This window comes from Streptomyces shinuiensis, from assembly GCF_043660855.1.
Classification (GTDB): Bacteria; Actinomycetota; Actinomycetes; order Streptomycetales; family Streptomycetaceae; genus Streptomyces.
Genome location: NZ_JBIHML010000001.1, coordinates 1,324,104 through 1,337,213 on the forward strand (window position 1 = coordinate 1,324,104; position 13,110 = coordinate 1,337,213).

At 71.0% G+C, this 13,110-nt stretch carries 12 protein-coding genes; 9 read left to right on the top strand and 3 right to left on the bottom strand.

The genetic code is table 11. The annotated features are described in order from the left end of the window. Positions 1-15: 15 nt before the first annotated feature. The 8 genes from ACGRHY_RS05845 (at position 16) to ACGRHY_RS05880 (ending at position 9,325) form a co-directional block, all read left to right on the top strand. On the top strand, positions 16-1,794 hold the full coding sequence (locus ACGRHY_RS05845) for a non-ribosomal peptide synthetase (protein WP_394634335.1): 1,779 nt from the start codon (positions 16-18) through the stop codon (positions 1,792-1,794). After that, on the top strand, positions 1,791-3,113 hold the full coding sequence (hppD, locus tag ACGRHY_RS05850; protein ID WP_394634336.1) for a 4-hydroxyphenylpyruvate dioxygenase: 1,323 nt from the start codon (positions 1,791-1,793) through the stop codon (positions 3,111-3,113). The genes ACGRHY_RS05845 and hppD overlap by 4 nt, the downstream gene beginning before the upstream one ends. Further along, a complete protein-coding gene (locus ACGRHY_RS05855; protein ID WP_394634337.1) occupies positions 3,103-4,071 on the top strand; it encodes a class I SAM-dependent methyltransferase in 969 nt (322 codons plus the stop codon). The genes hppD and ACGRHY_RS05855 overlap by 11 nt, the downstream gene beginning before the upstream one ends. Beyond that, positions 4,068-5,591, top strand: coding sequence for an FAD-binding oxidoreductase (locus tag ACGRHY_RS05860; protein WP_394634338.1), 1,524 nt, complete (start codon positions 4,068-4,070; stop codon positions 5,589-5,591). Before ACGRHY_RS05855 ends, ACGRHY_RS05860 begins: the two co-directional genes overlap by 4 nt. A 22-nt stretch (positions 5,592-5,613) precedes the next feature. After that, positions 5,614-6,387 (top strand): SDR family oxidoreductase, encoded by a 774-nt coding sequence (locus ACGRHY_RS05865; RefSeq protein ID WP_394634339.1) that lies wholly within the window; start codon positions 5,614-5,616, stop codon positions 6,385-6,387. A gap of 53 nt (positions 6,388-6,440) precedes the next feature. Continuing rightward, positions 6,441-7,160, top strand: coding sequence for a DUF2306 domain-containing protein (locus ACGRHY_RS05870; protein WP_394634340.1), 720 nt, complete (start codon positions 6,441-6,443; stop codon positions 7,158-7,160). 348 nt (positions 7,161-7,508) lie between these two features. Further along, on the top strand, positions 7,509-8,153 hold the full coding sequence (locus ACGRHY_RS05875) for an SDR family NAD(P)-dependent oxidoreductase (protein WP_394634341.1): 645 nt from the start codon (positions 7,509-7,511) through the stop codon (positions 8,151-8,153). A gap of 734 nt (positions 8,154-8,887) precedes the next feature. After that, the gene (locus ACGRHY_RS05880; RefSeq protein WP_394634342.1) at positions 8,888-9,325 is read left to right on the top strand and encodes a hypothetical protein; all 438 of its coding nucleotides are present in this window, start codon (positions 8,888-8,890) and stop codon (positions 9,323-9,325) included. Between the two features lie 529 nt (positions 9,326-9,854). On the opposite strand, the gene ACGRHY_RS05885 is transcribed toward ACGRHY_RS05880, so the two are convergent. Next, complete coding sequence (locus tag ACGRHY_RS05885) at positions 9,855-11,198, bottom strand: carotenoid oxygenase family protein (protein ID WP_394634343.1); 1,344 nt, start codon at positions 11,196-11,198, stop codon at positions 9,855-9,857. An 80-nt stretch (positions 11,199-11,278) separates the two neighbouring features. Here ACGRHY_RS05885 and ACGRHY_RS05890 point away from each other — a divergent pair, with 80 nt between their 5' ends. Next, a complete protein-coding gene (locus ACGRHY_RS05890) occupies positions 11,279-11,926 on the top strand; it encodes a TetR/AcrR family transcriptional regulator (RefSeq protein ID WP_394634344.1) in 648 nt (215 codons plus the stop codon). A gap of 102 nt (positions 11,927-12,028) precedes the next feature. Here the strand turns inward: ACGRHY_RS05890 and ACGRHY_RS05895 are convergent, their stop codons facing one another. Both ACGRHY_RS05895 and ACGRHY_RS05900 read right to left on the bottom strand, forming a co-directional pair. Then, positions 12,029-12,586, bottom strand: coding sequence for a flavin reductase family protein (locus ACGRHY_RS05895; RefSeq protein ID WP_394634345.1), 558 nt, complete (start codon positions 12,584-12,586; stop codon positions 12,029-12,031). Positions 12,587-12,590: 4 nt separating this feature from the next. Then, positions 12,591-13,109, bottom strand: coding sequence for an acyl-CoA thioesterase (locus tag ACGRHY_RS05900; RefSeq protein ID WP_394634346.1), 519 nt, complete (start codon positions 13,107-13,109; stop codon positions 12,591-12,593). Between the last annotated feature and the right edge of the window lies 1 nt (position 13,110).

Genomic DNA, 13,110 nt, shown 5'->3' on the forward strand with positions numbered 1-13,110 from the left:
CATCGGAGAGGAACCATGGCTTTGCCTTCCGTGCACGGGAATTTCGCCGAACAGGCACGCCGGACGCCGGACGCCGTAGCCGTCTCGTCCGGCGGCCACCGCCTGTCCTACCGGGAGCTGGACGAGCGCGCGAACCGGCTCGCGCACCGGCTGGGCAAGCTGGGGGTACGGACCGACACACCGGTCGCGGTGCTGATGGAACGCTCCGTGGACGTGGTGGTGGCGATCCTGGCGGTACTCAAGGCCGGTGGCTGCTACCTCCCGCTGCACAGCGCGTACCCCTTGCGGCGCATGCAGCTGATCATGGATCACTGCGCCCCGCCGGTCCTCCTGACGGACGAGGAGACGCACGGGCGCGGCCTCCCGGAGGGCGCCGAGGTCGTGACCGTCGAGGGTGAACGAGGTCTCGCCGAGTATCCGGCGGACGATCCCGGCGTCCCGGTCGACCCGGACCAGCTGGCGTACGTGATCCACACCTCAGGATCGACGGGCGCACCCAAAGGGGTCGCCGTCACCCACAGGGAAGCGCTGGGCTTGGCACTCGACTCGGTCTGGGACGGCGACCGCCACCGGCGGGTGCTGATGCTGGCGCCCTACGCCTTCAATGTCTCCACCTACGAACTCTGGGTGCCGCTGCTGCACGGCGGACACATCGTGGTGCCCCCGGCGGGGGATCTCGGCGTGGCCGTCATCCGCCGGCTGATCTCCGAGGAGCGGATCACAGGCGTCCATCTGACCGCCGGTCTGTTCCGGGTCCTGATGGAGGCGGACCCGGGCTGTCTCACCGGTGTGCGGGAGGTCCTGACCGGCGGCGACGTCATCGCGCCGAGCGCCGTCCGGCGTGCGCTGGAGCACAACCCGGACCTGGTGGTGCGGGCCATGTACGGCGCGACCGAGGCGACGCTGTTCAGCGCCCACCTGCCGATGACCGCCCCGCTCGGGTTCGACGGCCCGGTGCCGGTGGGACGGCCGATGGACGGTGTCCGCCTGCACGTTCTCGACGCGGAGCTGCGCGCCGTACCGGCCGGCGACATCGGTGAACTCCATATCTCGGGTCGCGGACTGGCCCGCGGGTACTTCGGCCGGCCCGACCTGACCGCCGAACGCTTCGTGCCGGACCCGTTCGGTGCTCCCGGAGAGCGGATGTACCGGACCGGGGATCTCGTGCGCCTGGGCCACGACGGCCTGCTGGAGTATCTCGGCCGCGCCGACCAGCAGGTCAAGGTGAGGGGCTTCCGGGTCGAGCTCGCCGAGGTGGAAGCGGCGCTGGCGCGTTTCCCGGGCATCCGTCACGCCGCGGTGGTGGGGGTGGCCTCGGCCCAGGAGCAGCGGCTGGTGGCGTACTGCGTACCGGCCCGGGGCGACCTTGACGTCGCCGGCCTGCGGGCGCACCTGGCGGAGCTGCTGCCCGACTACATGGTGCCGGCCGCCTTCGTCGCCGTGCCGGAACTTCCGCTCACCCCCAACGGGAAGCTGGACCGGCGGGCGCTGCCGAAGCCCGGGCCGGAGACCGGCTCCACCGGCCGGGCGCCGCGGAACGAGCGGCAGGAGACGCTGTGCGCGCTCTTCGCGGAGGCGCTGGAGGTGCCCCGGGTGGGGATCGACGACAGCTTCTTCGACCTGGGCGGACAGTCACTGGCGGCGATGCGCCTGCTCAGCCGTATCCGGTCGGTGTTCGGCACGGACCTGACGATCACCCAGTTCTTCGACGCGCCGACGGTGCTCGGCCTGGACGCCCTGCTGGGACCGTCCGGACCGGCTCCGGCAAGTCTGACGGAAGGAGAGCAACGATGACCGATTCCTTCGACGACGAGCACGCGCTGTTCTCGGTCCTGGTCAACGACGAGGGTCAGCACTCGCTCTGGCCGGCCGCCGCGACGGTGCCGGCGGGCTGGAGCGTCGCCCGCCCGCCGGCCGACCGCGCCACGTCCCTGGCCTACGTGAACCAGCACTGGACGGACCTCAGGCCGCGCACGCTCGCGCAGCGCCTGCGGAAGGACGAGGAGACGACGATGAGCGGGCGGACGGAAACGGCCGCGACGCCCTTCTCGGGGATGGCTGTCGACCATGTCAAGTTCTATGTGACGGACCTCGCGGGCTCGACCGACTGGCTGGCCCGGGGGTACGGCCTCACGGTGTACGCGCGTTCGGACGGCGAGCCGGAGCCGGGCGGAGCGCGCTCGGTGGGGCTCGGCGGGCGGGACATCCGGCTGCTGCTGAGCGAGCCGCTCGCGGGCACTCATCCCGGGGCGGAGTACGTGGAGAAGCACGGCGACGGCGTGGCCGACATCGCGCTGCGCGTCCCGGACGCCGGCGCCGCCTTCGCGGAGGCGGTCCGCCGCGGCGCCCGGCCGGTGTCGGCACCGGCGGCGCACGGCAACGTGATCACCGCGACCATCACGGGGATCGGCGACATCACGCACACCTTCGTACAGCGCTCCGACGGCGGTGACGACGGCACGCTGCCCGGTCTTACGCCGAGCGGGCCGGGTACCGGTGCCCCGGACTGCGGCCTGCGGGAGATCGACCACTTCGCGATCTGCGTCGAGCCCGCGGAGATGGACCTGACGGTCGACTTCTACCGCGCGGTGCTCGACTTCGAACTGATCTTCACCGAGCGGATCGAGGTCGACGACCAGGTCATGATCACCAAGGTGGTCGAGAGCCGCTCCGGTGGGGTCACCTTCACTCTGGTCACGCCGGACCGGTCCAGGGCGACCGGCCATCTGGACGAGTTCCTGAAGAGTCACAACGGGCCCGGCGTGCAGCACATCGCCTTCGCCACGGACGACATCGTGCGCTCGGTGGACGCGCTCGCCTCCCGGGGCGTGGACTTCCTGCCCACCCCCGCCGCCTACTACCGCGTGCTGCCGGAGCGCCTGACGCCGCTCAGGTACTCCGTGTCCGAGCTGGAACGCCTGAACATCCTGATCGACGAGGACCACGACGGGCAGCTGTTCCAGATCTTCACCCGGTCCGTGCACCCGAGGGGAACTCTCTTCCTGGAGGTCATCGAGCGGATGGGGGCACGCTCGTTCGGCAGCGGCAACATCAAGGCGCTCTACCAGGCCGTCGAGTACGAGCAGGGCAGGGGTGCCGGAAATGCCACGTGAGGCGGCGGCCGACCGGCGGTTCCGGAACGCGGTCGAGCGGCTGCGGATGCCCGGCATGGGAACCGAGGTGGTGGCGCCGCTCCTCGCCTCGCTGATCCATCTGGTGCGGCCGCACCGGGTGCTGGAGATCGGGATGGGGCACACCACGCCGTTCCTGGCGCGAGCGCTGGCCGAGGCCGAGGAGCAGGCCGCGGCCGAGGCCGACGGGCTGGCCCGCAAGACCCTGCCGTACCTCGAGGACGGCCGGGAGCTGGACGAGGACTGGGTCCAGGCCGAGCCCGCGCTGCTGGTGCCGTCCCGCTATCTCGAGCCCTACCGGCCCAAACTCGTCGCGATCGACGACTTCTCCGACGCCGACTCGTCGGCCCCCCGGGTGACGCGGGCGCTGGCCGAACTCGGCCTGGCCGACCGGGTCACCGTGGTCAACGCGGACCTGCGCAGCGCGGTCGAACGCCTGCCCGACGAGTTCCGGCCCATCGACTTCGCCTGGGTGGACGCCTGGGACTGCCTCTACTTCTTCGAAAACTGCTGGGAGCTGATCGACCCCGACGGCGGAATCGTGGTCATGCACTACCTGATGACCTACCCGGAAGGGGAGGCGATCCTCCAGTACATCGCGGAGAGCCAGCGGCTGCGCCCCGGCGAGTTCGAGGTGCTGAGCCTGCTGGAGAGCCACAAGCTGCGGCAGAACAGCGTGACCGTGCTCCGACGAACCGGCGGCGCCACGCCCCGGGAGTACTCCGACACCGGACAGCGGCCACGGCTCGGCGGCCGGATGCGCGCGGACGCCCTCGCGCTGGCGAGGTCGCTCGAGACCCCCGGCGGCGGCCGGCCGCGACACCCCGGTGCGGAGAACGGGTCGCGGGAGGAGCTGCGCAAGCCACGAGATGCGGCCCGTGCCACCGCCGTGCGAACGTCTGCTGCGGCACCGGACACAGGAAGGCGCGAACAAGCATGACGGACAAGGCCGTTGGACCGACATCCCCGCTGGTCATCGAGTCCGGGGACACCCGCTACGAGAACCTCGTCCAGAGCTACAACCACCGCTTCACGGGCCGGCCCGAACGGATTTGCCTTCCCTTGGACACCGACGAGGTGGTGACGGCGGTCGGGGACGCGGTGGCCGCCGGCAAGCGGATCGCGGTCCGCAGCGGCGGGCACTGCTTCGAGAACTTCACCGCCGCACCCGAGATCGACGTGCTGCTGGACCTGTCCCAGCTGAGCGGCATCGCGCACGACCGGCGGCGCTGTGCCATCGAGGTCGGGGCAGGGGCCACACTGGGGGACGTCTATCGCACCCTGTTCAAACGCTGGGGGGTGACCATACCCGGCGGCACCTGCTTCGACGTCGGCGCCGGCGGCCATGTCCTCGGCGGTGGTTACGGCCATCTCTCGCGCCGGGACGGCCTGGTGGTCGACCACCTGTACGCCGTGGAGGTGGTGGTCGTCGACGCGTCCGGCAGGGCCGGGGCCGTGGTGGCCACCTCCGCCCCCGACGATCCGCACCGCGATCTGTGGTGGGCGCACACCGGCGGCGGCGGCGGCAATTTCGGTGTCGTGACGCGGTACTGGCTGCGCACGCCGGGCGCCGACTCCGACGACCCCGCCGCGCTTCTGCCCAGGGCGCCGGCCCGGGTGCGGAAGCGCACCGTCATGTGGCCCTGGGACGGCATGACCGAGGACGCCTTCGGCACACTGCTGCGCAACTACGGTGAGTGGTACGAGAAGAACGACGACGCCGGCAGTCCCGCGGCGGGACTGTGGAGCAATCTGATCGCCACCCACCGGTCCTCCGGGATGTTCGGCATGACGGTGGTGATCGACCATGACGGACCGGACGCCGAGGCCGTCTTCGACGAGCACTACGCGTCCGTCACCGAGGGCGTCGGTGTCGATCCGGTGGTGCACACCGCGGAAGTCGTCCCGTGGTTCAGCTCCTGGATGCCCTCGTACAGCTTCCCGAACGACCCCCAGGGCCGCTACAAGGACAAGTCGGGCAACTTCCGCAAGGGTTTCACCGCACACCAGCGGCAGGTCATCCACCGCTATCTGACCGATCCCGGCCAGTCCAATCCGACGACGTGCGTGGTGATCGCCGGTTACGGCGGAAAGGTCAACACGGTCTCCCCGGAGGCCACGGCCACCGCCCAGCGGGACTCGGTGCTCAAGGTCGTCTACAGCGGCGGAGTGTGGCAGTCCGAGGACCAGGACGAGGCCCGGATCGCGTGGATGCGGCGGTTCTACCGCGATGTCTACGCCGAGACCGGCGGGGTGCCCGCCCCCGGCGACGTCAACGACGGCGCGTACATCGGCTATCCCGACGTCGATCTCGCCGACCCGGCCTGGAACACCTCGGGCGTGCCCTGGCCGGCGATCTACTACGGCGCCAACTATCCGCGCCTTCAGCAGGTCAAGCAGCGCTACGACCCGCGCAACGTGTTCCGCCACTCCCTGTCGATCGAACTCCCGTCCACATAGGTCTAGGTGCCGGAGGATCACCATGCTCGAGAACAAGGTCGTCGTCGTCTCCGGAGTCGGTCCGGGCCTGGGGCGGGCGATCGCCCTGCGCGCGGCGCGGTCGGGCGCGGACGTCGTGCTCGCCGCCCGAACGGAGTCCCGGCTGGCGGAGATCGCCGCCGAGGTCGAGCAGACCGGGCGCCGGGCCCTGGCCGTGCCGACCGACATCACCGACGAGAAGTCGGCCGCCGCCCTGGCCAAGGCGGTGTCGGACACCTTCGGCCGGGTCGACGCCCTCGTCAACAACGCTTTCGCCGTGCCCCCGCTGGCCGACCTCCTCGACGTCGACCTGACCGACGTACGCGCCGGGTTCGAGACCAACGTGTACGCCGCACTGCGGCTCACCCGGCTGTTCACACCCGCTCTCGCCGACAGCCGCGGATCGGTCGTGATGGTCAACTCGGCCGTGCTGCGCCACTCCAAGCGGCTCTTCGGCGCCTACAAGATGAGCAAGACCGCCCTACTGTCCCTCGCCCAGAGCCTGGCCACCGAACTCGGCCCCCAGGGCATCCGGGTGAACACCATCGCCCCCGGCTACATCTGGGCGGACGCACTGCGTGAGGGCTTCGGCCAGTGGGCGGAGCAGCGCGGCGTCACCGTGCAGGACATCTACGACGAGGTGGCGGCCACCCTCGACCTCGGAAGGCTGCCGGAACCCGACGAGATCGCCGATGTCGCGCTCTTCCTCATGTCCGACATGTCCCGTGCTGTCACCGGTCACTGCCTGGACGCCAACGCCGGCGAGTTCCACCACTGACCGGGACGACCCGGAACCACTCCCCGCTCCCAGAGGAAAGTTGAGGCTCCGCGGTGACACAGAACAGAGAGGGAACCGGTGCTCCGGCCACCACTGCGGGGCACCGCGCACCGGGTGCCCGGCCCGCGACGGGACCGGCGCGACGCTGGTGGCACAGTCCGTGGGCGGCCGCACTGGCCGTCGTCGTCGTGTTCAACCTGCTGTACGCCTTCCCCCGCTACCTGAGCGGAGATCCGCAGCAGTCCCGCATCCCGCTGGACCCGGGCTTCTCGCAGCACTACCTGGTCGTCGTGCTGCACACGGTCCTCGGCAATCTCGCCCTGGTGACGGTCTTCCTCCAGGTCCTGCCCTGGATACGCCGCCATCACCCGCGGGTGCACCGGGTGAGCGGACGGGTTTACATCTTCGGCGCGGTACTGCCCACGACGGCGCTGGCCTTCGCCCTCGTACCCTTCAGCCAGGCCCCGTTCGGCGCCTTCGGGCTGGTCCTGTCGGGGGTGCTGTGGATCGTCACCACGCTGCTCGGCTACCGGGCCGCCCGCCGGCGACGGTACGTCGACCACCGCCGCTGGATGGTCTACAGCTTCGCCATCTCCCTCGGCACCACCTGGGGCCGGGTGCTGGCCGAGCTGATGCAGGCCTTCCCGGGTTTCCAGGTCGGTCTCTCGTTCATGATCGAACTCTCCACCTGGGGCAGTTGGGTGATCAACCTCCTGATCGCCCACTGGTGGCTCGAGCGCACGGCTCCCCGGGCGGCCCAACTGGTGCGGTAGCCGGCGCCGGCCGGCCGGCAGCGGAGCTCCGGTCGACGGGGGACTTCCCAGTCCCCCGTCGACCGGAGCTCCGCTGCGTCGTGGGGCCACGGGGTCCGCACGCGGAAGCACGCGAGTCGCGACGAGCAACCCACCCGACTTATTCCGCATTAAGCCGATAACGCACGGGGCCACCGACTCGGTCCGGTATACCCCTGATCGACGATTCCCGGCAGGTGCTGATTCGGCCTCCTTCCAGTCCCCCGCAAGCCGCCTCACACTTGCCGAAGTATCGCGCGCGACTCCGTCATGATCACCTGTGACCAGCGCCTCCCGACACACCGAGGCGACCGGCTCCGATTTATTCCGATGGCCATTCGAGGGGAGACGACACAGCAAGCCGTCCGGAAAGGAGCAAGACCCGCGACGCCTCATGGGAAGGTAGCCATTGTCCCCGAAGCCAGGGTGGCGCGGTTCTCGCAACTACAGGACATGGATAGGAAGTGTTTCGTGCTCCTTGAGGACAAGACGGTGGTCGTATACGGTGTCACTTCAGCCCACAGTGCCGCGATGGTCAGGGCGTTCGCCGGCCAGCGTGCACTCATTTTCTTCGCAGACTCTTCATATGACCGGGCCGAGGCCTCGGCCCGCCAGCTAATTGATGCCGGGGCGGTCGCCGAGGCCGCCGAAGTCGACCTTTCGGACCGTCGCCAATTTGAGGAGTACACGGCTGAGCTGGTGGAGTGGACCGGCGGCATCGACGTCGCCGTCGTCGCGCTGAGGGACCATGGCACCGACGCCCAGCTGACCGCTGCGAGGACGATCGCCGAACGGATGGCGGCCCAGGGCTCCGGGATTATCGTGATCACACCGGCGGCCGACGGGTCCGAACAGGAGTACCGGGAGCTCGCCGAACACGCCGCCGCGCACGGTGTCGCCGTCCTCCCCATCTTCTGCGCCATTGACCAGGGGCGGAACCTCAGCGCGACGATCGACTATCCAATCCTCTCCTGACCGCTCGTCGGTCCGTACCGGGGCGCGCCGCCCCCGGCGGCACGCTCCGGCTTCGCGCGCTCCCGCCGCCACCGGCCCCGGGCGGGGCCGGTGGCGGCGGGAGCGCGCGAAGCCGGAGCGGGACGGTGATGACGGGCAAAAGGGCCGGCCCTCGACTCCGGTCCCCGTTCTTCCGCCCGGGCGACACGCGTCCGCGTCGCCGACGCCCCCGTGCCGGAAAAGAGCGGAACACCCCGACCCCGAACAGCACGTACCCGATCCCGAAGCGCACTCAGTCAGCCGATCCTGTTTTCGGTATCGGAGAGCAGCGCCGAAGAGCCCGTTTCTTCGCTCAGCAGGGAACGCGATTCGTGAATCAAAACGGCGGACACCCGAGAGCACTCATGGCCGACTCCGGACCGGCCGACACCGCCACGTCGATTCGGCTGCCCCACTTCACACGCCAGCCGCTCGAACGACGTTCCGCACATCGGTCCTCCGGTGTCACCCATCGCCGGGACGGAAATTCCGGGGCCATTTCTTCAACATCCGGGCGGATCGCATGCCGGCATTCCAGGGAGACGTTCCCGAATTCGTCCGCTGCACCGGGAACGGCCGACGCCCTGGGGCGGGTTCGGGTTCGGGTTCGTCGATCAGGGCCCGGAGCGCGGATTCCCGCCGCGAAACCGAGGATCCCGCCGGACGAGTTCAGTGCCGCGGTGGCCGCGCTCCGGGTCGGTGCGGTGGAGTACACGATGGCGGTCTTCGAGCGCGCGACGCGCCCGGCGGACGGGACGGTGCGGCTGCTCGTCCCGGTCGCCGCCCGGGTGATCGAACGACCGGGACCGCATGAAGACGGTTCGCCCGGGAGGAATTCCCCATTGGGGGTCGGTGGCAGCAATGCAGAGGATGCGTACCGCAGTCGATTCGGTGAGGCTACGGTATTGGAGGCGCGAAGACCGGCCGCGCGTAAGCGAAATGAACGGGAACCGCTGGATTCCCGGCTGGAGACCTGTCTGCGGTCCATGGGCGAAATGCCGGGCCTTCCGGCGGATGCTTCGCGGCGCGGCCGTCCGCCGAGATCCGTCGTCAACCGGACTGCCATCCGGCGGCTCACCGACGTGTCCGTCACTCCACGGCGGTCGCGCCGGCAAGTGAAGACCGGAGACCGTGAAGGTCTGGAGGCTGGTTGAACGGGCAACGGATTCGGGGATCCCTTCCGTCCGGTGGCGCACAGAGTGTGTTATGAGATATCCGTAACCGCACAAGAAATCCGCTGGGGGATCAATCCCCGTCGCCCCTTCTCCGGAAGCGGGTCCGTACGACGCGATCGTGGCGGCCCGGGCGGTGGTGCGCGGTGCGGGCGGGCCGACCGGCCACACGCGGTCCGTCCCGCCGCGGCATGGGCGTCCCCGTGCTCCGCGTCGGCCAGGCGGATCTCGCCCACCCGGTCGTCGAGGTGACGCATCATGCCACCGCGCGCTCCAGCCGCGAGCGACGCGCCGCCCGGTCACCCGGCCGGGACGCTGCTGCGCTCCTCCATGTCGCTGCCCCGGGGGGAGCGGGAGCCGATCGCCACCGCGTTCCGCACGTACAACCGCCACATCACCGGCCTCGACACCGGACTCCCGGACGATCGGGGCCACTTCGAGGAGGCTGCGAAGCGGGCCACCGCCCGGGGCCGGACCGCCGCGCCGACCTGCCGCACCCGCGCCGCCGCTGTCAGCCGCCGTCCACCCACGCCGCGTGGAACCCGTGCGGCACCCGGACCGGAAGCGGGACCGCGGCGACCGGGGGGCCGGCGAAGTCGGCGGTGTCGAGGACCATCAGCTCGCCGCACCCTGTCCGGGCGTCGGTGACCATGCTCAGCAACCAGCCGTCGCCCTCGGGGGCGCGCGGCTCACGGGGGACGAAGACGGCTTCGCCGGTCGCGCGGCCCGGGGGCAGCACATGGGTGTCGGTCCGCCCGGCGGCGATGTCGTGGCGCAGCAGCGCGGGACCGCCCAGCAGCTCACCGTCGCACGGGGCGAGGGCCGTGGCGAACGCGATGCGGTGCCGGGTTCCGCGCACCCGGTCGTCGATCACCGGGGACTCCTGGACCAGGTCGGAGAGTGGTTCCTCGACGACCGTGCCCGCCGCCGCGTCCACCGTCCAGCGGACCAGGGCGGGGGGCGTCTCACCGGGGCGGTGCGGGTCCCGGTCGAAGACGCGTGGATGGCGGATCACGTCGACGACGATGTGACGGCCGGCCCCGAAGGCGTTGACGGGGTGGAAGACGAAGCACGGTGGCAGCTCGATCCAGAGGATGTCGTCGGAGCCGCCGTCACGCGGGAGCACCCCGAGGCGGGCGCCGTGGCCGTCGTTCCAGGCGAAGGGGACGCGCGAGCCCGCCGCCGCGGCGGCGGGGCTGAACACCACGGGGAGGTCGTAGACGAGCGCGTGTCGCTCCGTCAGGGAGAACGCGTGCGTCATGACCGGACGCTTCAGCGGCACCGGGACCGAGCGGCGTACCCGGCCGTGCACGTCGACGACGACATAGGTGGCGTACGGCGGCTCGAGCGACATCGTGATCGCGTGGAGTTCGCCGGTGACGGGGTCGTGTTGCGGGTGTGCGGAGAACCCGCCGCGCAGCGTGCCGTCGAAGTCGACGCGGGCCACCGTGTCGAGGGCGGAGTCGATCTGGAGCGGACGCGGGCCGCAGTCGCCGAGGGCGAGAGTGCGGCCGGCGTGGCGGACGATGTTGGCGTTGGCGTTGTCGTTCGGGCCGTGCCGGGGGCCGGGGGCCGGCAGTTCGCCGAGGATGCGGGCGACGCGGTCGGTTCGCAGCCAGCGGTTGCGGTACCACTCGGCGCGCCCGGCGCGCAGCCGTACACCGTGCACCATGCCGTCGCCCGCGAACAGATGCTCGCCGGAGGGGCGTCGCAGCGGATTGGGGCCGATGGTGAGGAAGGTGCCGTCCAGCTCCGGGGGGAGCGCACCGAGGACTGGGGGCCGGGAGACGACCGCCTCCCGCGTGACGGGGGGAACGGCGGAGAGGCCGGCCGGTTCGGCTTTCGATGCGGTCATCGTTCCGCCCTACGTAGCGTATCGCCGTTACGTAACATAGTTACGGTATAGGGTGTCGGACGACCGAGGGGAGGTCAAGGGTGAGTCCACGTCAGGCGAATCCGAAGCTGCGGGCCGATCTCGTGGAGGCCGCCGCGCGGCTGCTGACCGAGGAAGGGCCCCAGGCGCTGACGACCCGCCGGCTCGCCTCCGCGGTGGGATCGTCGACCACCGCCGTCTACACCCGCTTCGGCAGCATGGACGATCTGGTGCGGGCGATGGTCCACGAGGGCTTCGCCCGGCTCGACCGGCGGATGAACGAGGTCGCTCCGAGCGACGACCCCGTGGCCGACATCGCGGCGATGGGGCTCGCCTACCACCGGAACGCGATCGAGCACCGGCACCTGTACGGCGTGATGTTCGGCGGGGTGGGGTTCGGCGGGTTCAGCCTCACCGAGGAGGACCGGCAGCACGGCCGCTACACCCTCGAGCCGGTGACCCGGGCGGTGGTGGCGGCCATGGCGGCGGGCCGCTTCCGGGACGGCGACGCGCGGCTGGTGGCCCATCACATGTGGATCGCGCTGCACGGGCTCGTCACGCTGGAACTGGGCGGCTTCCTGGTGCCGCCCTACGACGCGGAGCGCTGCTTCGCCTCACAGGTGCACGGGCTGCTGGTGGGCGCCGGGGACGATCCGGCGCGGGCCCGGCGCTCCCTGGAGCGCCTCGGCGTACTCCTCGGCGCGGGGTGAACCCGGGCGGGGAGGCGGCGCCCCGGCACGGCTGAAGACACCGCCGGGCCGCGGTCGTCGCGCACGGCGACCGCGGCCCGGCGGATACCGCCCCGGGCCGGCTCAGACGGTGGAGGGTGCCAGACGGTGGAAGGCGCCGCCGTAGAACAGCAGGGCGTCACCACCCGGCCCGCGGCCCGCGTCGAGCACGGCGCCGAGCAGGATCGAATGGTCCCCGCCGTCGTACACCGCCTCCAGGCCGCACTCCAGCCAGGCCAGGGCACCCGACAGGATCGGTGCGCCGGTCCGGCGGCCCGGCTCGGTCTCCACCGCCTCGAACTCCCGGGCGCCACGCGGCCGACTACGGTCCGCGAAGCGGCGCGCGATCGGCTCCTGGTCGGCGGAGAGGACCGAGACCGCGAACGCCTTCTCGTCCAGCAACAGGTCGTGCAGCGCCGCCGTGCGCAGCACGCACACCAGCACCAGCGGCGGATCCAGCGAGACGGAGGTGAAGGAGTTCGCCGTCATGCCCCTCGGCAGCTCCCGGCCGGCCGTCAGGACGGTGATGCCGGTAGCGAAGGAGCCGAGCACGCCGCGTAGTTCGCGGCGATCGTTCTCCAGCAGTGCGGGCGCCCCGTTCGGGGCGGACGGGTTCGGGCCGTCCACGCGGCCGTCGGCCATGCCGTCACCCCCCGCCCGTCGCCGCCGCGAGCTGCCCGGGGGGAGCCGAGCCGGCCGCCGGGACCGCGTACGGCTCCAGCGCGCGGCGCAGCGCCTCGGGCACCCGGGTCGGCCGGGTGTCGGTGTTGGGCCCGCGCATACAGGCCACGCGCTGCCGGCCCCGGGCGACCAGGTCCCCGGTGACGGACCCGTCGGCATCACCCTCGCCGTCCCCGCCGCGCAGCCGCACGTAGTCGAAGGTGAAACCTATCTGGGTCTGCGTCAGGTCCTCCAGTCGCATCCGGATCGACAACTGGTCGAACGCGGTGATCTCGGCGAAGAACTCGCATCCCACCGACAGGGTGAACAGCTTGAGATCCCCTCGGATGTCGTCCAGCACGGCCGGGGCCCGGTCGCGCAGGAACATCTCCCTGCAACGGCCCTGCCAGCGAACGTAGTTGACGTAGTAGACGTTGCCCACCAGGTTGGTCTCCTCGAAGCCGACCAGATGGCGTATCTCGTAGTAGGGGCGTTCTCCGCCCATG